We start from the raw sequence: 22,013 nt of genomic DNA, 5'->3' as shown, positions 1-22,013 counted from the left end.
CTAAAAATTATAGAGACTCAGTGAACGTACGTGCGATAACGTCACGTTGCTGTTCAGTTGTTAGAGAGTTGAAACGTACAGCGTAACCCGATACACGGATAGTTAGCTGTGGGTAGTTCTCTGGGTGAGCAACTGCATCTTCTAGCGTTTCACGCTTAAGAACGTTAACGTTTAGGTGTTGGCCACCTTCGATGCGTGGTGCTGCTTCGATTGCAACTTCACGGCTTTCGTACTCGCCTAGGTCTGCAGCTGAGATAACTTGGTCAGCTTCGAAACCTGCAGTAGCAACAACACAACGAGCTTCATTCTTCTCGCTATCTAGTAGCCAGATTGAGTTTAGTAGGTCATCGTTTGCTGCTTTAGTAATTTGAATACCTTGGATCATAACTATCTCCTAGTCCACTGAATGTGGTTTGATTATGGTGTTAACTTTCGATTTTTATTGAGCTGGGTAATATATACCTAATATTAGTAAGGTTAACATTGATTTAAGTCAAAAAACAACCAAAAACCATATTTTTACAAAGGTGATTATATTGAGGTAAATCAATAAAACCTTTAAAAACAAAGTAATTACAAAATATTTTAAAGTATAAAAAATATTTAACAGTCATATTTGTTGTAAGTTTACTACATTTGTTGTGTTTTTATTGAACTACAACCGATACGACCCTTTATTTATTAAGCATTCTGAAAGTGTAAAGTGATTTAATGACAAACAATAATTCATCCTCAAAACCGGAAACAAATATTAAGTTTATTGGCGCTCATGTGTCGGCTGCTGGTGGTGTTGATCAGGCGCCTATGCGTGCACGTGAAATAGGTGCCAATGCGTTTGCACTGTTTACCAAGAACCAGAGACAGTGGGCGGCAAAACCACTAGAAGCGAAAACCATTAGTGCCTTTAAAGCCAATTGCAAAATGTTGGGCTACGGTGCTGAGCACATTCTTCCTCATGACTCCTACCTGATTAACCTAGGAGCGCCAGAAGAAGAGAAGCTAGAGAAATCACGCGCGGCTTTTATTGATGAAATGGAGCGTTGTAATCAACTTGGACTAACGCTTTTGAATTTTCATCCTGGGAGTCATTTAAAGAAAATCTCAGAAAGCGAATGTTTGGCGAAGATCGCTGAATCGATCAACCTAGCTCATCAAGCGGTACCTGACGTAATCGCAGTGATCGAGAATACGTCTGGGCAGGGCACTAATCTGGGTTGGAAGTTTGAACATCTAGCCGAGATTATCGAGCAGGTAGAAGATAAGTCACGTGTGGGTGTGTGCTTAGACACCTGCCATACGTTTACTGCTGGCTATGACTTACGTACAAAAGAGGCGTGTGAGCATACTTTTGCTGAGTTCGACCGCATCGTGGGTATGCACTATCTAAGAGCAATGCACATCAATGATTCAAAAGCTGAGTTCGCGAGCCGAGTCGATCGACACCATTCTTTAGGAAAAGGCGAAATTGGCTGGGATTGTTTTGAGTATATTGCCTCTGATTCTCGCTTTAATGGTATCCCTCTTATCTTGGAAACCATTGATTCGACGATCTGGAAAGAGGAAATTCAACAACTTAGAATGTTTCATCGCTCAGCAACGCTAGCGAGCGAACAAGCGTAATAATAGAGGGGGAAATTTATTTCCGTCTATTTCTAAAAATTGGCACCTTTCTTTCATAGTATTAAAGTGAATATGTAGTTCACGATGTCTTAGAGGAGGTGCCTTTATGTATTCAATCACCCAAACTTCAACTATTGCTGTCGCACGCCGTTTACCTACACCAAACCGTCACGTGCATAACCACGGCCACCATCGTACACAGCAGAAAAGTGGTTAATCGAGATAAGCACAACTTGAACTGATTATTATGATTCATCAACAAGTGAACCCTACACATCATGTTTATTGATAGCTGTATGAGGTATAACTAGAGCCTTATTTAGGACAGTTAGCCGATACAGCTATTTTTTTGTCTGGCGAAAGCCGCTAGAAACCTTGATGATTGGGAAGTAAAACGATGAGCGCACCAAAGACTTGGGAATCCATTATTAATGATGAACGTGATAAAGAGTACTTTCAGAGTGTCCTCGCGTTTGTTGAACAGCAACGTAATAGTGGTAAAACCGTCTACCCGCCACAAGAACAGGTGTTCAGTGCCTTTGATATGACGCCTTTCGAATCCGTGCGAGTGGTTATCTTAGGGCAAGATCCTTATCACGGTGCTAACCAAGCTCACGGCTTAGCATTCTCAGTGCTTCCTGGTGTGAAAATCCCACCTTCTCTACGCAATATGTACAAAGAGCTTGCACAAGATATAGAGGGCTTTGAGATTCCTAGTCATGGTTATCTCGATTCTTGGGCATCGCAAGGGGTGTTGATGTTGAACACAGTCCTTACAGTCGAAGAGGCAAAAGCACACTCACATGCTAAGTGTGGCTGGGAAACCTTTACCGATGCCATTATTGCTGAGCTCAATCAGCGCTCTGAACCGATCATCTTTTTGTTGTGGGGCGCACACGCCCAGAAGAAAGGTCAAGCGATTGATGACGACAAGCATCATGTGTTGGTTGCACCTCACCCATCGCCATTATCGGCACGCCGTGGATTCTTCGGTTGTCAGCATTTCTCTACAACCAACAAGCTGCTTTCTTCTATGGATCAACAACCTATTGACTGGCGTTTACCAACAGAAGTGTAGGTTGGTGGTTTTCTGAGCAGGGTCAAATCATAAATCAGCATATTCGTATACACTTATAAATAGTAGGTGTAATGGAGTGCAATACTATGATGATTGAAAGGATAAGACGAGAGCATGGCTATATGGCTCGTTTACTCGCGATACTCAACAGTAAGTTAGAGTTTCTGAAACAGGAGCGAGAAATAAACTATAGCCTGATCGCAGAGGTGGTTCATTACCTTATGAACCATTCAGACAAAGTGCATCACCCTAAAGAAGACGTCATTTATCGCTACTATCTTAAGCAATATGGCAGCGAGCAAGCGATTGAAGACTTGGAGTTAGAGCATCAATTGCTTTCTGAGAAAACGGCGGACTTTTTAGGTTTGGTCGATATGATCCTTCAAGATGCGGTGGTTCCTCAGCAAGTCTTTATTGAGCAGCTTGAAGCGTTTGTTAAGGCTCAGCGAAAGCACATGGAATATGAAGAGAAGCATGTGCTACCCATGATTGTTGAGGCGTTCACGGTGAAAGATTGGCAAGAAGTGGAGTCTCAATGGCTTCAACCGGAAGATGACCCTGTTTTTGGAGAGACCATCGCCGATCAATATCGCCAACTCGCGGCTCGGGTTCGACAAAATGAACAAGAGTGTGTTTAGCCCGTTGTAATGTTGAGGTGCACCTATTTTAGGTGTCCTCTATATTAGAGGGTTGGTTTCCAAATGGCGCTTTGAGCGGATTAACTACCTCAAAAAATAAAAAAGGCACCTATATAGGTGCCTTTTGCTATCTGATTTCTTATCGTGCTGATTAAAGTTTTATATCGTCAAGGCTAAAATCAAGACCTAGGTTCATCTCTCTCAGCTCTTTCTCAAGCTGCCTACGATCGTTGATGGCTTCGATTTCACGCCACTTACGCTTGAGTGGTTTCGAGCGTGATTTTTGAGTTACACGAGGCATTTCTAGTTCTGATACTTCATCGAATTGAAAGCTATCCATAAGCCATATCTCCTTCCGTGGGACTAGTTCTTACGAACCAATAAATATCATATTTAGGTTCACAATAACTTTGATTTGTTTCTCATTTGTATCAAATCCATGAAGCTTTTGTTCTATTTTCTTATGCATGCTCACACATTGTGAGAATTATTATGTATAAAAAACAGGCAAACAAACCTAAGTAAACGATTAAATTGGGGGTTATTGAATGTTAATTCATTGTGCGAATGGAATAGCCTTTTGACTACAATGCATTGAAGTGCACATGGTGCCGTGCGGTATAGGGATCTCATTGGCCTAGAAAAAAACGAAGATCTTCACTATACCTTGTAAAACCTAGGCTGACGTCATTTTTATAGGATGGTGTTCTTGTTGGAGTAGTGCCGTGGCTGTTGTTGATATTATGTCCCGATAATGTGACTTTTATTGGGCTGCATTGTTGAAAGTTGTGTTAACAAAAGGTGTGTTATTAGTGAAATGTCATTTTAATATGAGTGTATCTGCATATTGATTTTTAGGCCGTCTCGCTGCATTATCCGCCCGTCAAAAAATACACTGATACGTAAAATGGATGCATGAAGCGACATTTACAGTCTCAATCGCCGCAAGAATATAACAAGAGTGCCGACACAACATTGACAGAGGCATAGGCGATTAAGAGGAAGGCTAGGAAGCATGATCGGTGCTTAAACTCAATTACGAGGTTCACGTGACAGACTTAATCAATTTGATGAACGATCTCCTTTGGGGATCTATCTTAGTTTACTTACTGGTTGGTGTGGGTATCTACTTCACTGTACGACTAGGCTTCATTCAATTCCGCCATTTCGGCCACATGTTCTCTGTTCTTAGAAACAGCCGTAAAGCAGATAGTGCTGGTATCTCTTCTTTCCAAGCTCTTTGTACTAGTCTCGCTGCTCGTGTAGGTACGGGTAACATGGCAGGTGTTGCTGTAGCACTAACCGCTGGTGGCCCTGGTGCTATCTTCTGGATGTGGCTAATCGCAATGCTAGGTATGGCAACATCGTTTGCAGAAAGCACACTGGCACAGCTATACAAAACGCGTGATAACGACGGTAACTACCGCGGCGGCCCTGCATACTACATGGAGAAAGGCCTAGGCATGCGTTGGATGGGGGTTCTATTCTCTATCTTCCTCATCATTGCATTTGGTCTTGTATTCAACGCGGTTCAAGCGAACGCGATTGCAAGCGCAATGAATACGGCATTCGACCTTGAGCGTAGCTACGTTGGTGTTGGTATCGTAATCATCTCTGCGTTCGTTATCTTCGGTGGTATCCGTAAGATTGCACGCACAGCAGAAATCATCGTTCCAATCATGGCATTGGCTTACCTAGCGATCGCTATGTACGTGATGTTCGCGAACATCGAGAAAGTGCCTGAAGTACTGGCTCTTATCTTCAAGAGTGCATTCGGTCTGCAAGAAGCAGCAGCGGGTGGCCTAGGTTACGCAATCGCACAAGCGATGATTAACGGCATCAAACGTGGTTTGTTCTCGAACGAAGCGGGTATGGGTTCTGCGCCAAACGCAGCAGCTTCTGCTACGCCTTACCCACCGCACCCAGCATCACAAGGTTACGTGCAAATGCTAGGCGTGTTCATGGATACCATTGTTATCTGTTCAGCAACAGTCGCAATCATCCTGATGTCTGGTGAGTATGTACCACACGGTGAAGTAACGGGTATCGAACTAACGCAACGTGCACTAACAGCACAAGTGGGCGAATGGGGCGGCATTTTTGTAGCGGTAGCGATTTTCTTCTTCGCTTTCACTTCAATCATTGCAAACTACTCGTACGCTGAAACGAACCTTATCTTCCTTGAGCACAACAACAAGAAGGGCCTAGTGCTGTTCCGTATCGTTGTACTGGGTATGGTTATGTTCGGCTCTCTCGCGACACTGCCAACGGTATGGGCATTGGCTGACGTATCGATGGGTCTAATGGCGATTGTGAACTTGGTAGCGATCATCTTGCTATCGGGCATCGTGATTAAGCTAGCGAAAGACTACAACCGTCAATTAGACGCGGGTAAAGTACCAACATTCGATTCGAATGACTTCCCAGAGCTTAAGTCTCAGCTGGAAGACGGTATTTGGGACAACAACAAGAAGTAATCTTGTTGGAGCGATAAACGGCTCATCCTAAAGTGATTAGAAAGGCTAAGGTTTCGACCTTAGCCTTTTTGTTTGCCTGTCATTTGTCTCATTCTGTCTATCGAAGCTCATTCTCCCTATCGAAGCTCATTCTCCCTATCAAAGTAATAGGAAGAGTCATAAAGACAAGTTGATGTTTTTTCTATACTCTAGCAGCATCCAGTTAGATAACCGATTAGGGTAAAGTTATGTTAGTTGTCGTTTCTCCAGCCAAAACACTTGATTACGAATCACCATTAGCGACTGAACGCTTTAGTCAGCCTGAGTTTGTTGAACACTCTGCTGAACTGATTGAAGAGTGCCGTAAACTGACGCCAGTCGATATTTCTGCACTGATGAAGGTGAGCGATAAGATCGCAGGGTTGAACGTAGCGCGCTTTGAGCAGTGGAGCGAGACCTTTACCCAAGACAACGCACGCCAAGCCATCCTAGCCTTTAAGGGCGATGTATACACTGGCTTAGATGCTGAGACGCTATCGGATGAAGATTTTGACTACGCACAAAATCACCTGCGCATGCTTTCTGGGTTATATGGCTTGCTTAAGCCGTTAGATTTGATGCAGCCTTACCGTCTAGAGATGGGCACACGCTTGGCGAATGCTCGTGGTACTAACTTGTACCAGTTCTGGGGCAACATCATTACAGACAAGCTGAATGAAGCGTTGAATGCTCAAGGCGACAATGTGTTGATCAACCTAGCATCTAACGAATACTTTAAAGCTGTGAAGCCGAAGAGCTTGGATGGCCAAGTGATTACCCCTGTATTCAAAGACTGCAAGAACGGTCAGTACAAGGTGATCAGTTTCTACGCGAAGAAAGCGCGTGGCATGATGGCTCGCTACATTATCGAGAACAAGATCGACTCGGTTGAGGCACTCACTCAGTTTGATACAGCGGGTTACTACTTCGTTGAAGAAGAGTCGAACGCGAAAGAGCTTGTCTTCAAACGTGAAGAGCAAAACTAGACGTTATTGATTAATGGTCGTCACGCTCTATTGCGAGATGCCAACCAGATAGAGAAAAGCCCCATGCAGCGAACTGCATGGGGCTTTTTATTGAATCGTTGAAGCAGTTAGATTATTTCTTCTTTGCTGCTTTCTTTTTCTTCGCGATTTTTTTCTTTTTCGCTATTTTTTGTTTCTCTACCGCTTTCTTATCTTCTTTCTTCGGCTTCTTTTTCTTAGTCACGGCCGCTTTCTTATGCGTAGGGCGCATGCCTTCGATGAAGCGTTCTTTGATTGGTTCGTCTGTGTAACGAGCCACACGCTCAATCATCAGTTGATCGTGCGCTTCAATGATAGAAACCGCGTTACCTTTTTTACCAGCACGAGCAGTACGGCCAATGCGGTGTAGGTATACGTCAGCCGTACGTGGCATGTCGTAGTTGATTACGTGGCTTACGTCTGGAAGGTCGATACCACGAGCTGCAACATCAGTCGCTAGCAGTACGTTTACAGAACCGTCACGGAAGCGAGCAATCGCGTTGTTACGACGATCTTGAGGCATTTCACCTTGGATCCACGCACATGGGATTTGCGCGCTTTCAAGTTGAGCTCGTAGATCACCAAGACGATCACGTGTCTTCAAGAACACGATGCTGCGCTCAGCTTGCTCGGTGATGATGTGCTTTAGGATGTTCAGCTTGTGCTCTGCTGTATCTGCGCGGTGGTACCACTGAGTGATCTTCTTACGCTCACGAAGTGATGATTTCGCATCGATCTCCGCTGGGTTTTTAAGTAGATCCTCGGTGAAGCCTTCAATGCCTTTACCTTCTAGCGTTGCTGAGAAAAGTAAAGTTTGTTTACGCCAGCGACACTCTGCAGACAGACGGTCAACAACAGGACCAAAGCCCATGTCTAGCATGCGGTCGGCTTCATCTAGAACCAGCCATTCAATCGCGCGACAGTCAAAACGCTCGCCTTCAATGTATTCCATCAAGCGGCCAGGTGTTGCTACTACGATATCTTGAGTGGTACTTAAGATATCTGCGTGCTCTTGGTACATCACACCGCCCGTGATCGTGAAGATATTTAGGCTGGTGTATTTAGCAAGCTCACGTGCTTGTTCGGTGATCTGCATTGCTAGCTCACGCGTTGGCGTCAGGATAAGCATACGTGCAGGGCCAGATTTCTTACGTGGGAAATCCAGTAGGTATTGCAGTGCTGGCAATACAAATGATGCTGTTTTACCAGTACCTGTTGGCGCAGAAGCCAAAACGTCTCTTCCATCTAACGCTTGTGGGATTGCTTCAGCTTGTATCTGTGTTGGACGTTCGTAGCCCATTTCGTCAATTGCTTTAAGCAGCTCTTGGTTTAGATCGAGTTCTGCAAAGGTTCTGATCACTGTTGTTTCTCCACAAGCAATAAATGTTTCTGCCTCAAAAAGCAGACGATAAAAAAGAGTAGTCGGACATTATAGAAGCATTAGTGATTAGGATCACATGGTATTTGCTACATCTTGAGATAAAAATCTTTAGTGAGCGCAATAAATGCTTCGCTATAACCACCTTGATGGTGAATTGTAAGCGATTCGCGCTGCAAATCTTGCTCGCAAGCAGGATCTTTAGATAACTCGAATAAAATTCGGCTAGCTGGCTTTTTATCTGTTGTTTTTACATCAAGGCGTTTTGCTAGATACCAACCACATTGCTCGGCAAGCTTGATAAAACCTTCCCCCTCAGGCGTCGGTAGGATGAAACTGGCAGTCGCGGCGTCGGTTGTTATCTCGAAACAACGCTGGGCAAGCGCTAAATGATCCAAGCTGTCGGTGTGCCTGGCGGTGGCTCTTTGGCTTTGCTGCGCCTGTTCTCCAGAGTTGAAGTAGGGCGGGTTACAGATGATCGCATCAAACCTTTGTGGAAAGTCGGTTGTTAACACGCTGCCGTGATCAAGGGAGATACGATTTTGCCAAGGCGACTGCTCAATATTGACAGTGGCAGCATCAATAGCGTGTTGATCAATATCTATCGCAGAGATTGAAGCATCTTCAAAACGCTGCGCAGCCATCAAAGCCAGCAGACCTGTCCCGGTTCCAATATCGAGTACACATGATCTTTGTGGCAGGCTTACCCAAGCGCCAAGTAATACGCCATCGGTACTGACTGGCATACCGCTTTTCCCGCCGTAAATTGAGAATTGCTTAAAATTAAAGCTTTTAGTTTGCACTGTTTTGTCTTTCATTAATGTTCTGAGTATCGAGATATTTTAAGTGATTAGCTCTAATGTTAACCGCTTGTATGAATCAATGTTCTGCTTGGAAGAATATTGTTGTGCATTATGGTTAGTTTATAATTGTGGCTATTTTTCTATAGCTAGTGGAATCCACTGCTTTTTGTTCTCATATGCAAATTTATATGGTGTTTTTGTGTGGTGACTTGCAGCTAGCCAGTTGTTTCGTCATTATGCGCGACTATTTTATAGATTGATTGGCAGCTTTGAGCTGTAACATTCATGTAAGCACAACATAAATTCATAAATATAATTAAGGATTATCTGTGAAACAGAGTCTAAAACTAACAGATATAATGGCATTGGGCTTTATGCTTTTTGCATTTTTCTTGGGTGCGGGTAACATCATCTTCCCACCTCTAGCTGGCCAATTAGCCGGTGATCACTTCCTTCCAGCGATGTCTGGTTTTCTGCTGACTGCCGTTGGTCTGCCGTTAATCACTATCGTCGCGGTCGCAGTGGCTGGTGGCTCTTGGGGTCACTTAACTAAAGATCTTCCTAAGAAAGCAGCAACCATCATGGCTGTACTGATCTTTATCATTATCGGTCCTGCATTTGCTGCACCGCGTACTGGCCTTGTTGCCTATGAGATGGCGGTGAAACCGTTCTTCATCGATGCCTCTCAAGCTCACCTAACTCTCTTTTCGATTGCATTTTTTGCAGTAGCGATGTTCTTCTCATGGTCGCAAGGTAAGCTTATTGACGTCATTGGTAAGGTGCTAACACCTGCACTGTTCGTTGGTTTGGTTGTGCTGGCGATTGCTGTATTCGTTAACCCTCAAGGCGATATTCTTGCGGCTCACGGTGAGTACATCACTCAACCACTAACCAAAGGTTTCCTTGAAGGCTACAACACCATGGATACTTTTGCTTCTTTGATGTTTGGTATGCTGATTGTTGATGCGATTCGTAGCAAGGGCATTACTGACCGTGCAGCGACGACTAAGTACCTAATTAGCGCGGGTTGTATTGCCGCAGCGGGTCTGGCGTTTGTTTACATCTCTCTATTTTTCCTAGGCGCAACAAGTGCAACAGTCGCAGCTGGTGCAGACAATGGCGGTGCTATTTTAAGCCTATACGTTCAATCGTTGTTTGGTCCTTCTGGTCAGCTAGTGCTTTCTGTGATCGTACTATTAGCATGTCTAACTACGGCGATTGGCCTTGTGTCAGCATGTTCTGATTACTTCAGCTCGCTAACGCCTCTGTCTTACAAGACTTGGGTAATCATCAATGGTGTAGCTTGTGCAACCGTTGCGAACGTTGGTCTTTCTCAACTGATTTCTCTGTCTGTTCCAGTACTGTTTGCACTGTACCCAGTCGCTATCGCGTTGGTTGCTCTGACATTCTTACGTAGCCGTTTCCCTAATCCAAAAGCGGCTTACCGCGTAGTGGTATTAGTGTCACTGCTGTTTGCTCTTATTGATGGCGCTAAAGTAGCGGGTGTAGACGTGTCTGCACTTAAGATGCTGCCACTGTTTGAGATCGGTATGGGTTGGTTGCTTCCAACAACGGCTGCAATCATCTGTATGTTCTTTGTTGGCAAGTCAACAGAACAAGAGATGGCTGAAGAGACTGTTTAATCTTCCGTTGAGATTAGATTGTCCTTCGAGATGAAATAGAAAAGGCCTCATTACTTCGCAGTAATGAGGCCTTTTTGTATTCTGTGGTCTTTTTATATCCAGCTAGTTACTTGGTTAGCTACTTAGCCGGGAGTACTTCTGTTTGGTTATAGCTTTTCGCTGTACTCAACCAGTACTTGCTCAACCCAGCTTGCGATACGGTCGTCGCTTAGCTCGTATTGTGAATCTTCATCAAGCGCCAAACCAACGAATTGAGATTTGTCTTCGGTTAACGCTTTAGACGCTTCGAACTCGTAGCTGTCATCGTTTGGCCAGAAGCCAACAAACTCTGCACCCGCGGTTTTCAGTTCATCATGCAATAGACCCATCGCATCTAGGAACCATTCGCCGTAGCCTTCTTGGTCACCCAAACCAAACAGAGCCACAACCTTGCCTTTCATAGGCGTGGTTGCGATGTCTTCCCACAGTTCATTCCAATCTTCTTGGATTTCACCGAAGTCCCAAGTCGAGATGCCCAGCAATAAAAGGTCGTAGTCCGCCATCAATGAAAGAGGGCTTTCTTTCACGTTATGGATATCAACTAGGTCTTCACCAATAATGCCGCGAATTTTCTCTGCTGCCATTTCTGTGTAGCAGGTGGTTGAGCCGTAAAATAATCCAATTTTCATAGCAAACGTTCGATTTTAATTTCAGATGGCGAATTCTAACCATAAATCGACTTCGATTGCAGCGATTATCCGCTCAAGTCGTAATTTTTATGGCATTCATATTTGCTCTGGCATACTCTCAAAACAGTTTCCAATATTGTGAGTAACACTATGCAGTCGCCTCAAGGGCAGAGCGCAGACCACGGTCTCGTTGAGCAGTTTTTAGATGCTATGTGGATGGAGCGAGGATTATCGGAGAATACGCTTGTCTCGTACCGTACCGATTTGTCCAAGTTATTAGCGTGGATGGAAAAGAACAATTACCGCCTCGACTTCATTAGCCTTTCAGGTTTACAGGATTATCAAGGCTGGTTAGCCGACGCCGATTTTAAGCAGACCTCTCGTGCCCGTATGTTGTCGGCGATTCGTCGCTTGTTCCAATATTTGCACCGCGAGAAAATCAGAGGCGATGATCCAAGTGCCTTGTTGATCAGTCCGAAGCTGCCGCAACGCTTGCCGAAAGATTTGAGCGAAGAACAGGTTGATGCTTTGCTCGATGCGCCAGATCCGAACGATCCGATTGAGCTTCGCGATAAGGCGATGCTTGAGTTACTCTATGCAACCGGTTTGCGTGTGACAGAACTGGTTAGCTTGACGATGGAAAACATCAGCCTAAGACAGGGCGTGGTGCGTGTTATTGGTAAGGGTGGCAAAGAGCGCTTAGTACCAATGGGCGAAAATGCGGTGGATTGGATAGAGACTTTTATTGAACAGGGTCGTCCACATCTACTTGGCGAAAACAGTTCTGATGTGGTTTTTCCGAGTAAACGCGCCAAGCAAATGACCCGTCAGACGTTCTGGTATCGTATTAAGCACTACTCGGTCGTCGCTGGTATCGACACAGAATTGTTGTCACCACACGTATTGAGACACGCTTTTGCGACGCATTTACTGAACTATGGCGCAGATCTCAGGGTCGTACAGATGTTACTTGGGCATAGTGACTTATCGACTACCCAAATTTATACTCACGTGGCGACTGAAAGGCTCAAGCAAATTCATGCGCAGCATCACCCACGTGCTTAAATCCATTTATTTTTAAGGTGAACTTAATGAGCGTATTACGCCGTCTTCCTCTACTAGCGCTTCCTCTTATGATTACTGCATGTAATGCATCAGAAGCGAAAGTAGAAACAACATCAACAGCCGTAGAAGCTGCTCCAGCTCAAGCTATTGATACAGCTGCGTTAACTAAGCGTTTTGAAAAAATCGGTATTAAGGTCGATAAGATTGTTCCTTCGGATATCGATGGTTTGTTAGAAGTTCAAACCAACAGCGGCATTATCTTTTCTTCTCCAGAGGGCGATCACTTTCTAGCCGGTACACTTTACTCTTTGGATGAAAACGGAAAGTTCAGTGATGTTTTGGCTGAGCGTCAAGCTCCGCTGAATGCTGAAAAAGTGGCAGCGATGTCGGATACGGTTATTGAATACAAAGCCGATAACGAAAAGTATGTTGTGACGGTATTTACTGACATTACGTGCGGCTACTGTGTTCGTCTGCACAGCCAAATGCAAGGCTACAACGATTTGGGTATCACCGTTCGTTACATGGCTTACCCACGCCAAGGTGCGACAGGGCAAGTTGCCGATCAAATGGCAGCAATCTGGGCGTCAGATGATCCAAAAACAGCGATGCATGACGCTAAAGTAAACCGTCAAATGCCAGCGTCTGGTAAAGACCTAGCAGAGCAAAAGCAGATCATTGCTAAACAATACCAACTGGGTCGTGAGCTTGGCATCAATGGCACACCGGCTATCGTGCTAGCAAGTGGTGAGTTGGTGAGTGGTTACTTACCGCCAGCACAACTTCTTCAACGTTTAGAGCAATAATCTCGTTTTCTGTATTGCCAATTTATCCCCCATGTTTTTGATTTAAGGAGTGGCCTGATTGATATCGGGCCCATTTTTATATGATAGAGATCCAACGCCGTCCTGAGGTCGACATTTCAGTCTTACCTGCTCACTTACCTGACTTGTTAAAGCGCATTTATGTGAGTCGTGGAATCGACAGTGCCGACCAACTAGAGACAGCAGCGAAAGGCTTGCACTCTTATCAAAAACTGGGCGGCATTGATGCTGCGGTTGAGCTGTTGTTCAAAGCTATTCAGCAGCAAAAACGCATCATCATTGTTGGTGACTTTGATGCCGATGGCGCGACCAGCTCGGCGCTGTCTGTTTTAGCGTTACGTATGCTCGGCAGCTCTAACGTCGACTATCTGGTACCAAACCGTTTTGAAGATGGTTATGGCTTGAGCCCTGAGGTTGTTGAACAGGCAATCGAGCTTGGTGCTGAAGTGATCATGACGGTCGACAACGGTGTATCTTCAATTGAAGGTGTTCGCTTTGCTAAAGAGAAAGGGCTAGAGGTTCTGGTTACCGATCATCACTTGCCGGGCAATGAACTGCCAATGGTCGATGCTATGGTTAACCCAAACCTTGAGAGCTGTGCTTTTCCTTCGAAAGCCCTAGCGGGTGTTGGTGTCGCTTTTTATCTGATGATGGCATTGTGTGTTCACATGCGTAAGTTGGGTTGGTTTGCAGAGCGCGGCATGACAGAACCTAAGTTGATGGAACTGATTGACCTTGTGGCGCTGGGTACGGTTGCCGACGTGGTTCCACTCGATGAAAACAACCGAATTTTAGTTCATCAAGGTTTGCAACGTATTCGTGCGGGTAAAGCTCGTCCGGGCATTCAAGCCTTGATCGAAATTGCTAAGCGAGACGCTAAGCGTTTGGTGGCGTCTGACTTTGGCTTTGCTCTTGGTCCTCGTATCAATGCAGCTGGTCGATTAGACGACATGTCTTTTGGTGTTGAGCTGCTAATGAGTAACAACATCCATGCGGCTCGTCGAATGGCGAGTGAGTTAGATGGCTTGAACCAAACACGTAAAGAGATCGAAGAGGGTATGAAGCAAGAAGCGATGGCTTTTTGTGAGCGCCTTGAATTTGGTAAAGGCGACCTACCTTCTGGCTTGGCACTATTCCAACGTGATTGGCACCAAGGTGTGATTGGTATTTTGGCTTCGCGTATCAAAGACAAATACCACCGCCCAGTGATTGCGTTTGCAGATGGCGGCGAAGGCAGTATCAAAGGTTCATGTCGTTCAATTCCGGGTCTGCACATGCGTGATGCATTGGACCGAATTGATACTCAAAACCCTGGCTTGATTCTTAAATTTGGTGGCCACGCAATGGCGGCTGGTTTAACCATCATGGAAAAGGACTTTGAACGCTTCAGCAAGCTGTTCAATGATGTGGTGAAGAATGAACTTGGAGAAACAGCACTGAAGGGCATTATCTTGTCTGATGGTGAGCTGTTACCAGAAGAGTTCTCGATGCACACCGCTGAAACGCTGCGTTCAGGTGGCCCGTGGGGACAAGCTTTCCCTGAGCCAATCTTCGATGGTGAGTTTAAAGTGCTGCACCAAAAGCTGGTGGGTGAAAAGCACCTTAAGCTGATGCTTGAGCCGCTCTACAAAGGCCACCCAACCAATGTGATGATTGACGGTATTGCCTTTAACGTCGACCTACGTCGCTGGCCTGATGCATCAGTAAAAACCGTTCATCTTGCATTTAAGCTCGATATCAACGAATTTCGCGGCAACCAATCGTTGCAGCTGATGATTGATCATATCGAAGCCAAATAGTGATTTTGGGCTCAATAATGCTCATCATATAGTGCCAAATTCAACAAGCTCTGTTCAAAAACAGGGCTTGTTTTCCTTCCTGCCCTTACAAAATTTACGTGTTTTTTATGCCTGTCAATTTTATATCCCATTAAGTTGTTGAATCTTGGTTCACCACTCTAAAAAATTCTGTATCTCCGTCACACTTTTGAGTACAATTCTTCGGTTAAATTCTACTCATAAATGATGAGCTAAAATGTTTGAAATCAATCCTATAAAAAACCGTCTGCAGGATGTGTCTGAGCGCACAAATATCCTGAGGGGGTATCTTTGACTATGACGCTAAGAAAGAGCGTCTAGAAGAAGTAAACGCAGAATTAGAACAACCGGATGTATGGAACGAACCTGAGCGTGCTCAAGCGCTAGGTAAAGAACGTTCTGCATTGGAAGCGGTAGTAGAAACGATCGACCAACTTGACCAAGGTGTTGAGGATGTTGATGGCCTATTAGAGCTTGCGGTTGAAGAAGAAGATCAAGAAACGTTCGATGAAATTGAACCAGAACTGGCCGAGCTTGAAGCTAAGCTAGAGAAGCTGGAATTCCGTCGTATGTTCTCTGGTGATCACGATGCATCAGATTGCTACATCGATTTACAGTCAGGTTCGGGCGGTACAGAAGCTCAAGACTGGACTTCAATGATGTTGCGCATGTACTTACGTTGGGCAGATTCGAAAGGCTTCAAGACTGAAGTTATCGAAGTGTCGGATGGTGATGTTGCTGGCCTTAAAGGCGCAACGGTACGTATTTCTGGTGAGTATGCTTACGGTTGGTTACGCACAGAGACTGGTGTTCACCGTCTAGTTCGTAAGTCACCATTTGATTCAAGTGGTCGTCGTCATACTTCATTTGCATCTGCGTTTATCTATCCTGAGATTGATGACAACATTACGATCGACATTAATCCTTCTGACCTACGTATTGACGTATACCGTGCCTCTGGTGCTGGTGGTCAGCACGTAAACACCACGGAATCAGCGGTACGTATTACTCACGTTCCGACTAACACTGTGGTTCAGTGTCAGAATGACCGTTCGCAGCATAAGAACAAAGATCAAGCGATGAAGCAGCTACGTGCTAAGCTTTTTGAACTTGAGATTCAAAAACAAAATGCTGAAAAACAAGCGAGCGAAGAGACGAAATCAGACATCGGTTGGGGAAGTCAAATCCGCTCTTACGTGCTGGATGATTCTCGAATCAAAGATTTACGCACCGGCATCGAAAACCGTAATACTCAAGCGGTTCTTGACGGTGACTTAGACAAGTTTATTGAAGCTAGCCTGAAATCAGGTCTGTAAGCTTTATCAACTATTAAGCTTTACCAATAATATTGGTAAAAATGCCTATATTTACAAAAATATAGCGGTCCAAATTTTAAAAGCAGGGTACATCTCTAATGACTGATGCTGTTCAAAACGAAAACGCACAAGAAGCTTCTTCACCTGAAGAGAACAAACTAATCGCTGAGCGCCGCAGCAAGCTGGATCACATCCGCCAAAACTGCAAAGCTAACGGTCACCCAAATGACTTCCGTCGTGAGCACCTAGCTGGCGATCTTCAAGCGGAATTCGGTGAGAAGACTAAGGAAGAGCTAGAAGAGCTTAACCACATCGTTGCGATCGCTGGTCGTGTTATGGCGAAGCGTGGTCCATTCCTTGCGATTCAAGAAACTTCTGGTCGTATCCAAGCATACGCAGCGAAAGACGTTCAAAAAGTACTGAAAGAGAAGTACCAAGGCCTAGATATCGGTGACATCATCGGTGTTAAAGGTGCGCTTCACAAATCAGGTAAAGGCGACCTTTACGTGAACATGGAAGAGTTTGAATTGCTGACTAAAGCACTTCGTCCTCTACCAGAGAAGTTCCACGGTCTAACTGACCAAGAGATGCGTTACCGTCAGCGTTACGTTGACCTAATCGTGAACGAAGATTCTCGTAATGCATTCATCGTGCGTTCTAAGCTTGTATCTTCAATCCGTAACTTCATGAGCGCGAAAGGCTACCTAGAAGTTGAAACGCCAATGATGCACGTGATCCCGGGTGGCGCAACTGCACGTCCGTTCATCACTCATCACAATGCACTAGACATCGACATGTACCTACGTGTTGCACCAGAGCTTTACCTTAAGCGTCTAGTGGTGGGTGGTTTTGACCGTGTATTCGAGATCAACCGTAACTTCCGTAACGAAGGTCTATCTCCACGTCACAACCCAGAATTCACAATGATGGAATTCTACCAAGCGTACTCTGACTACAAAGACCTTATGGATCTGACAGAAGAGATGCTAAGCACGGCAGCAATGGACGTTCTTGGTTCTACTTCTATGCCTTACGGTGACGAAACGGTTGAGTTCGGTGGCACTTACGCTCGCATGAGCATGTTCGATGCAATCAAACACTACAACCCTGAGCACGCTGAGATTCAAGCGCTAACAGAAGCAGACCTACAAGACCGTGAAAAGATGGTTGCTATCGCAAAATCTGTACACGTAGACGTAGAAACGTTCTGGACATGTGGTCAGCTTCTAGAAGAGATCTTTGGTGAAACGGCTGAGCCTCAGCTAATTCAACCAACGTTCATCACTGGCTACCCAGCGGACATCTCTCCTCTAGCTCGTCGTAGCGATGACAACCCGTTCTTCACAGACCGTTTTGAGTTCTTCATCGGTGGCCGTGAAGTTGCGAATGGTTTCTCTGAGCTTAACGATGCACAAGACCAAGACGAGCGTTTCAAAGCGCAAGTTAACGCGAAAGACGCGGGTGATGACGAAGCGATGTACTACGATGCAGACTACATTACTGCACTAGAGCACGGCCTACCGCCAACAGCGGGTCAAGGTATCGGTATCGACCGTCTAGCAATGCTATTTACAAACACGCACACAATCCGTGACGTGATCTTGTTCCCGGCAATGCGCCCACAGGCGTAATTCTCGCTTATAGGGCGTAACAGCCTATGTAATTAAAAAGCCACCTTCGGGTGGCTTTTTCTGTTTTGGGGCTTCAAAACCTAGTCTGTACCGCACTCTTGATTCGAAAAATCGTTATTTCTGACATAGTCTTACTATTGAGACATAAAATCTAAGATAGTCTCACTACTATACGTCTCTGCGCTGAATACGCTCTCGCGGCATTTTGTCGAACGATGAAGCAGTGACTCGTATTAGTCTGATTTAAATAAAAATAGAATAAGGAAGAAGGATGGGAACTCAATTTAAGATGGATTCCTTACCAGGTTCTCTTATCGTCGTTGGTGGTGCGTACGAACCCTGGTTATCAGTGTTAGAACAAGTGGGTTGGCAGTGTACCCAGTGTGCAGATTTACGAAAAGCCGATGCCTTGATTGCTGATATTGGCCCATGTATTGGTATTGTCGATCTTAGTCATGATGAGTTCAGTCTCAACGGTATTGCTAACCTTGTGAGCAATAACAAGCAGGTGAGATGGCTCGCCTTTATCCGTGAATCTCAATTAAGCTCTGATACGATCTGCCAGTTTATCGTCAACTTCTGTATCGACTTTTTCACGGCACCAATCCCTGATGCTCAGCTACTGAGTACTATTGGTCACCAGTTGGGTATGCTCAAGCTTGAGCAGAAAGTATGGCCAAACTACGGCATTAACAACAATATGGGCCTGCTGGGCGACTCTGTGGCTGTGAAGCGCTTGAGAGACCAAGTAAAGCGTATTGGGCCGACTGATGTCAGTATCTTGATTTATGGCGAGAGTGGGGCTGGTAAAGAGACGATTGCACGCTCGATTCATCAAAATTCGTCGCGAGCACAGAAACCATTTTTAACGGTTAACTGTCGTGCCTTGTCTGAAATGAGAATAGAGGCCGAGGTGTTTGGCATATCAGCACAGTCAGCGACTGCGCCTTGTATGTTGGAAGAAGCCGATGGCGGAACCATCTTGCTTAATGATGTTTTAGCGATGCCACGCAATCAACAACTGAACCTGTTGCGCTTTCTACAAGAAGGTAAGATTGAAACTGCGAATGGACCTAAATCTGTCGATGTGCGTATTCTGGCCGCGAACTCCTCTGATATCGAGAAGGCGTTGATCGAGGGCGACTTCAATGAAGAGCTTTATCACTATATCAATGTTCTGCGTATTCATGTTCCAAGCTTAAAAGAACGTGTGAGCGATATTTCAGTACTGGCGAATCATTTTCTGCGTGAGTACTCGAAAGAGTTTAATGCTCAAGCGAAGAGCTTCTCAGACGATGCTATCCGTTCGATGAATCGATACCATTGGCCTGGAAATGTGCGTGAGCTGATGAATCAGATTAAGCGTGTTGTGTTGATGTCTGATGCTGTGATCATTGAGGATCACCAACTGGATTTACCAAAACAGAATGATGAACGCCGAAGCTTGAAGAGTATTCGAGAGCGCTCAGAGCGCGATGCGTTACTGATTGTATTGGAATCTTACGGTGGTCAGGTTTCATTGGCGGCTAAGGAGCTCGGTGTATCACGAGCGACGATGTACCGCTTGCTGAATAAACACAGCCTAATCTCTGAAGGTGTTGTTTAGACTCTTCTCTACATGACTTTATTCAGTCACCGTAAATTAAAGGCCACGTATCTACGTGGCTTTTTTGTTTCTGAAGGGTAGTCCGTTGTTTTCTAGTTAGACCCTAAGAGAGATATGCTGTGATTTTATATAAGCATAGTGAATATGTTATATGTAAATGAATATGCAACTGATATTTTAGGCGAATGCATTGTTTTAAAAATGTTAATCAATTAGCGGTTGAATAATATACTCACTTGGTTAGACTTTAACCGTTAAAGCAACGATTTAACAAAGACTTGTCTGCTTTTACTTCCCCATTTTTTTTGGATTTTTTAGTTAGCTTGGAGGCGCAAATGAAACATTTCGATTTTATACAGCATATTTGCGCGTCGTTTGAGCCGTGTACTGACATGGTGACTGATATGTCACTCACATCAGCCATAGCCGATCGAAACACCCAAGATAAACCTAACTAATAGATCCGTACCCTTATTTGGCTGCGGAAAAATAGCAGCTAAGTGAGAAGCCCTCATACTATCTAACACGCTATTTTTCCTCAGTTGATTCAACAACTGGAGAGTTATTATGCGTCACTCAGTATATTTAAAATTAGCAACAGTCCTTATCCGTGCCGATCTTCGTCGTGAAGAGCGGGAATGGCAGCGAAAAGTACGTCGTAGTTCACTAGACCTACCTTGGCACAACACTCATTTGCTAAGAGATATTGGCCTTGAAGCCGATGGTCGTCCAATTGGTTTCTCTGAGCCTGAAGTTGTCACCATTGAACGTCGCGTTCGTCATCTTCGTCGTGTTCTTAGCGCGCGAATACCGACGTAATCTTTCGGGGTTGATCGCACCTTTCAACCCCCTAAATCATTGACGGTGATAGTTAGGTGTCAAAAGTGAGCGCTTTTGAACTAGAACTGGACAAAAAAGAGAAGCATTGGCTTCTCTTTTTTGTTTTTTTAATCGAGAAAAATCAACGTGCCCTAGTAAAGAAATAGAGTTCTACTAAGCTATAGAGAGCAAGGGAGGCCGGTTATGCAAAAGCATCAGTTAGACATGTGGTTACATGGAGAGCACAAAGACTCTTATCAAACACCCAAAGTGTACGTTATTGGCTGTTCTGATATTTCAGAATATCTATTGGCGGTGGAGTACAAACATAAGCTAGAACCGGTAAAGCAAGACGGCGAGCCGCTTCACTTTGGATCCTTGGAGCAAGTGAAAGAGGAGTTACTCCGGCTCGGCTTTGAAAAGGCGTATCTTCGCTTACACAACGCCTATGATGAGTTTGGTAATGAGCCAAGCCAAAGCTACTGTGATATTGAACTGGCGCTCAAACCTCATTAAGAGGCGTTGGTAGCGAGATATTGATTCTAATTCCAGACTGTTTTTTAACGCACTGATAGTTTTGGCTATCGAGGCTCGATTAAACGCTCTATGCGTAATGTGTTGTCAGTAATTTATGGGTGAATTGAGTTCGCAGATAGAAACCACGTGGTTTAGTTTTGATAGGTTTTCCGCTTGCACCGTAAGCTTCCGTTAACACACGACTGTTAGCAGCCTTCGGACGTAAATGCAGTGCTTCACCGTGTCTTGCTGTTATCTGTTCAACATTGCCTAAAACGATCAACTCCATCAGTTCTTCCCAATCTCGCTTCAAGAGTTCGTCTTCAGCTTGGCTAGGTGTCCATAATAATGGGGATCCTACATGCCTCTCTGCTAGCGGGATCTCTCTTTCTCCCTCGACAGGGATCCACAACACCTTAGACAGCTTGTTTCGAACGTGGCTGGTTTCCCAAGTTATACCTTGCACACCCATCAAAGGAGCAACACACACAAAGGTGGTTTCGAGTGGCTTGCCAGAGTAGCTAATCGGAATGCTTTTTAGCTCGATACCGAGCTTGGCAAAATCTTGTTCTGGCTTACTGCCTGCAGGTGCACCCAAGTGCCATTCCAATAGCTGCCCAACCCAGCCTTTATCACGCTTAAGGTCGTTTGGCATCACCATCTCAGCTTCGTCAGCGAGCTCTTTAAAGGTCATTCCGGCGATGGCATACGCGCGCTCTAACAGCTCTTGTTGTGTTTGTGGTTCTGGTTTCATAATAAAAGGCATGATCAAAAAAATGATTTTATCAGAAGTTATCACCAAATGACGACTGGTTAAGAAATGATCTCCTTGCGAGAAAAGGGATCAAACTCAGGGTTATCCACAGGACATAAAGGTAATTAATTGAAATATTAATTTAGTGGATAAATAAACAGGGGTTTATGGTGGATAAAATGCTTGCCAAATGGGGTTCAAAATGAATCTTTCACTTAGTAGTGTGGATAAACATCGGAGTGGTTGATCTTTAACCATGTCAGGTTTCTGAAAGATCTTTTACATTTCTAATGTTTTTTAAAACTAGAATGTTATTTTAATTTACTGATTTATATAAT

The 22,013-nt window shown here is 44.7% G+C and carries 20 protein-coding genes; 14 read left to right on the top strand and 6 right to left on the bottom strand.

Features of this window, described 5'->3' with window-relative positions; all coding sequences use genetic code 11:
* Positions 1 to 7: 7 nt before the first annotated feature.
* Complete coding sequence (gene grcA / locus AB4558_RS04605; protein WP_017059315.1) at positions 8 to 385, bottom strand: autonomous glycyl radical cofactor GrcA; 378 nt, start codon at positions 383 to 385, stop codon at positions 8 to 10.
* 326 nt (positions 386 to 711) lie between these two features.
* Here grcA and nfo point away from each other — a divergent pair, with 326 nt between their 5' ends.
* The 3 genes from nfo (at position 712) to AB4558_RS04590 (ending at position 3,336) form a co-directional block, all read left to right on the top strand.
* Entirely contained in the window at positions 712 to 1,620 is a 909-nt protein-coding gene (nfo, locus tag AB4558_RS04600; RefSeq protein ID WP_102319761.1) for a deoxyribonuclease IV, read from the top strand.
* Between the two features lie 397 nt (positions 1,621 to 2,017).
* Positions 2,018 to 2,698, top strand: a complete 681-nt coding sequence (gene ung, locus AB4558_RS04595; protein ID WP_102428207.1) for a uracil-DNA glycosylase — start codon at positions 2,018 to 2,020, stop codon at positions 2,696 to 2,698.
* A gap of 86 nt (positions 2,699 to 2,784) precedes the next feature.
* A complete protein-coding gene (locus AB4558_RS04590; protein ID WP_017070073.1) occupies positions 2,785 to 3,336 on the top strand; it encodes a hemerythrin domain-containing protein in 552 nt (183 codons plus the stop codon).
* Positions 3,337 to 3,487: 151 nt separating this feature from the next.
* Here the strand turns inward: AB4558_RS04590 and AB4558_RS04585 are convergent, their stop codons facing one another.
* The gene (locus AB4558_RS04585) at positions 3,488 to 3,676 is read right to left on the bottom strand and encodes a DUF3545 family protein (RefSeq protein WP_017059319.1); all 189 of its coding nucleotides are present in this window, start codon (positions 3,674 to 3,676) and stop codon (positions 3,488 to 3,490) included.
* Between the two features lie 709 nt (positions 3,677 to 4,385).
* On the opposite strand from AB4558_RS04585, the gene AB4558_RS04580 reads away from it, so the two are divergent.
* Complete coding sequence (locus AB4558_RS04580; protein ID WP_032545312.1) at positions 4,386 to 5,813, top strand: sodium:alanine symporter family protein; 1,428 nt, start codon at positions 4,386 to 4,388, stop codon at positions 5,811 to 5,813.
* A gap of 227 nt (positions 5,814 to 6,040) precedes the next feature.
* Positions 6,041 to 6,817, top strand: coding sequence for a peroxide stress protein YaaA (gene yaaA / locus AB4558_RS04575; RefSeq protein WP_048662676.1), 777 nt, complete (start codon positions 6,041 to 6,043; stop codon positions 6,815 to 6,817).
* 112 nt (positions 6,818 to 6,929) lie between these two features.
* On the opposite strand, the gene srmB is transcribed toward yaaA, so the two are convergent.
* Positions 6,930 to 8,195 (bottom strand): ATP-dependent RNA helicase SrmB, encoded by a 1,266-nt coding sequence (gene srmB, locus AB4558_RS04570; RefSeq protein ID WP_048658056.1) that lies wholly within the window; start codon positions 8,193 to 8,195, stop codon positions 6,930 to 6,932.
* 107 nt (positions 8,196 to 8,302) lie between these two features.
* Entirely contained in the window at positions 8,303 to 9,031 is a 729-nt protein-coding gene (locus tag AB4558_RS04565) for a tRNA1(Val) (adenine(37)-N6)-methyltransferase (RefSeq protein WP_017062876.1), read from the bottom strand.
* A 314-nt stretch (positions 9,032 to 9,345) separates the two neighbouring features.
* Here AB4558_RS04565 and brnQ point away from each other — a divergent pair, with 314 nt between their 5' ends.
* Entirely contained in the window at positions 9,346 to 10,659 is a 1,314-nt protein-coding gene (gene brnQ / locus AB4558_RS04560; RefSeq protein WP_017059325.1) for a branched-chain amino acid transport system II carrier protein, read from the top strand.
* Between the two features lie 146 nt (positions 10,660 to 10,805).
* Here the strand turns inward: brnQ and fldB are convergent, their stop codons facing one another.
* Complete coding sequence (gene fldB, locus AB4558_RS04555; RefSeq protein ID WP_017062875.1) at positions 10,806 to 11,327, bottom strand: flavodoxin FldB; 522 nt, start codon at positions 11,325 to 11,327, stop codon at positions 10,806 to 10,808.
* Between the two features lie 150 nt (positions 11,328 to 11,477).
* On the opposite strand from fldB, the gene xerD reads away from it, so the two are divergent.
* The 8 genes from xerD to AB4558_RS04515 all read left to right on the top strand — a co-directional run bounded on the left by xerD (position 11,478) and on the right by AB4558_RS04515 (position 20,921).
* Entirely contained in the window at positions 11,478 to 12,392 is a 915-nt protein-coding gene (gene xerD / locus AB4558_RS04550; RefSeq protein ID WP_017059327.1) for a site-specific tyrosine recombinase XerD, read from the top strand.
* A 26-nt stretch (positions 12,393 to 12,418) separates the two neighbouring features.
* A complete protein-coding gene (locus AB4558_RS04545) occupies positions 12,419 to 13,198 on the top strand; it encodes a thioredoxin fold domain-containing protein (protein ID WP_017062874.1) in 780 nt (259 codons plus the stop codon).
* 80 nt (positions 13,199 to 13,278) lie between these two features.
* Positions 13,279 to 15,015, top strand: coding sequence for a single-stranded-DNA-specific exonuclease RecJ (recJ, locus tag AB4558_RS04540; protein ID WP_372072704.1), 1,737 nt, complete (start codon positions 13,279 to 13,281; stop codon positions 15,013 to 15,015).
* A gap of 235 nt (positions 15,016 to 15,250) precedes the next feature.
* Positions 15,251 to 16,349 (top strand): peptide chain release factor 2 gene (gene prfB / locus AB4558_RS04535; RefSeq protein WP_100208942.1). Its coding sequence is split into 2 segments (ribosomal slippage): positions 15,251 to 15,325 and positions 15,327 to 16,349, totalling 1,098 coding nucleotides; the frame shifts between segments, so codons are not numbered across the junction.
* A gap of 98 nt (positions 16,350 to 16,447) precedes the next feature.
* Entirely contained in the window at positions 16,448 to 17,980 is a 1,533-nt protein-coding gene (lysS, locus tag AB4558_RS04530; RefSeq protein ID WP_017059330.1) for a lysine--tRNA ligase, read from the top strand.
* Positions 17,981 to 18,251: 271 nt separating this feature from the next.
* Entirely contained in the window at positions 18,252 to 19,586 is a 1,335-nt protein-coding gene (vpsR, locus tag AB4558_RS04525) for a cyclic-di-GMP-binding transcriptional regulator VpsR (RefSeq protein WP_017062873.1), read from the top strand.
* Positions 19,587 to 20,153: 567 nt separating this feature from the next.
* Positions 20,154 to 20,405 carry a hypothetical protein gene (locus AB4558_RS04520; protein WP_008224444.1) on the top strand — a complete coding sequence of 84 codons (252 nt, stop codon included), beginning with the start codon at positions 20,154 to 20,156 and terminating at the stop codon, positions 20,403 to 20,405.
* Positions 20,406 to 20,609: 204 nt separating this feature from the next.
* A complete protein-coding gene (locus AB4558_RS04515; RefSeq protein ID WP_372074515.1) occupies positions 20,610 to 20,921 on the top strand; it encodes a DUF6482 family protein in 312 nt (103 codons plus the stop codon).
* A gap of 88 nt (positions 20,922 to 21,009) precedes the next feature.
* On the opposite strand, the gene mutH is transcribed toward AB4558_RS04515, so the two are convergent.
* Positions 21,010 to 21,675, bottom strand: coding sequence for a DNA mismatch repair endonuclease MutH (gene mutH / locus AB4558_RS04510; RefSeq protein ID WP_032546406.1), 666 nt, complete (start codon positions 21,673 to 21,675; stop codon positions 21,010 to 21,012).
* Positions 21,676 to 22,013: the final 338 nt, after the last annotated feature.

Origin of the sequence: Vibrio sp. 10N.222.51.C5, from assembly GCF_041474575.1 — a bacterium.
GTDB lineage: Bacteria > Pseudomonadota > Gammaproteobacteria > Enterobacterales > Vibrionaceae > Vibrio > Vibrio crassostreae_C.
This window is presented reverse-complemented; position numbering and strand designations above follow the sequence as displayed.

What these genes read in the sequence shown, in the direction of transcription:
- ung (WP_102428207.1), top strand. Translation starts at nt 2,018, where the DNA reads ATGAGCGCACCAAAGACTTGGGAATCCATTATTAATGATGAACGTGAT.
- AB4558_RS04585 (WP_017059319.1), bottom strand. Translation starts at nt 3,676, where the DNA reads ATGGATAGCTTTCAATTCGATGAAGTATCAGAACTAGAAATGCCTCGT.
- vpsR (WP_017062873.1), top strand. Translation starts at nt 18,252, where the DNA reads ATGGGAACTCAATTTAAGATGGATTCCTTACCAGGTTCTCTTATCGTC.
- AB4558_RS04520 (WP_008224444.1), top strand. Translation starts at nt 20,154, where the DNA reads ATGCGTCACTCAGTATATTTAAAATTAGCAACAGTCCTTATCCGTGCC.
- AB4558_RS04515 (WP_372074515.1), top strand. Translation starts at nt 20,610, where the DNA reads ATGCAAAAGCATCAGTTAGACATGTGGTTACATGGAGAGCACAAAGAC.
- grcA (WP_017059315.1), bottom strand. Translation starts at nt 385, where the DNA reads ATGATCCAAGGTATTCAAATTACTAAAGCAGCAAACGATGACCTACTA.
- nfo (WP_102319761.1), top strand. Translation starts at nt 712, where the DNA reads ATGACAAACAATAATTCATCCTCAAAACCGGAAACAAATATTAAGTTT.
- yaaA (WP_048662676.1), top strand. Translation starts at nt 6,041, where the DNA reads ATGTTAGTTGTCGTTTCTCCAGCCAAAACACTTGATTACGAATCACCA.
- xerD (WP_017059327.1), top strand. Translation starts at nt 11,478, where the DNA reads ATGCAGTCGCCTCAAGGGCAGAGCGCAGACCACGGTCTCGTTGAGCAG.
- fldB (WP_017062875.1), bottom strand. Translation starts at nt 11,327, where the DNA reads ATGAAAATTGGATTATTTTACGGCTCAACCACCTGCTACACAGAAATG.
- AB4558_RS04590 (WP_017070073.1), top strand. Translation starts at nt 2,785, where the DNA reads ATGATGATTGAAAGGATAAGACGAGAGCATGGCTATATGGCTCGTTTA.
- AB4558_RS04565 (WP_017062876.1), bottom strand. Translation starts at nt 9,031, where the DNA reads ATGAAAGACAAAACAGTGCAAACTAAAAGCTTTAATTTTAAGCAATTC.
- recJ (WP_372072704.1), top strand. Translation starts at nt 13,279, where the DNA reads ATGATAGAGATCCAACGCCGTCCTGAGGTCGACATTTCAGTCTTACCT.
- lysS (WP_017059330.1), top strand. Translation starts at nt 16,448, where the DNA reads ATGACTGATGCTGTTCAAAACGAAAACGCACAAGAAGCTTCTTCACCT.
- AB4558_RS04545 (WP_017062874.1), top strand. Translation starts at nt 12,419, where the DNA reads ATGAGCGTATTACGCCGTCTTCCTCTACTAGCGCTTCCTCTTATGATT.
- mutH (WP_032546406.1), bottom strand. Translation starts at nt 21,675, where the DNA reads ATGAAACCAGAACCACAAACACAACAAGAGCTGTTAGAGCGCGCGTAT.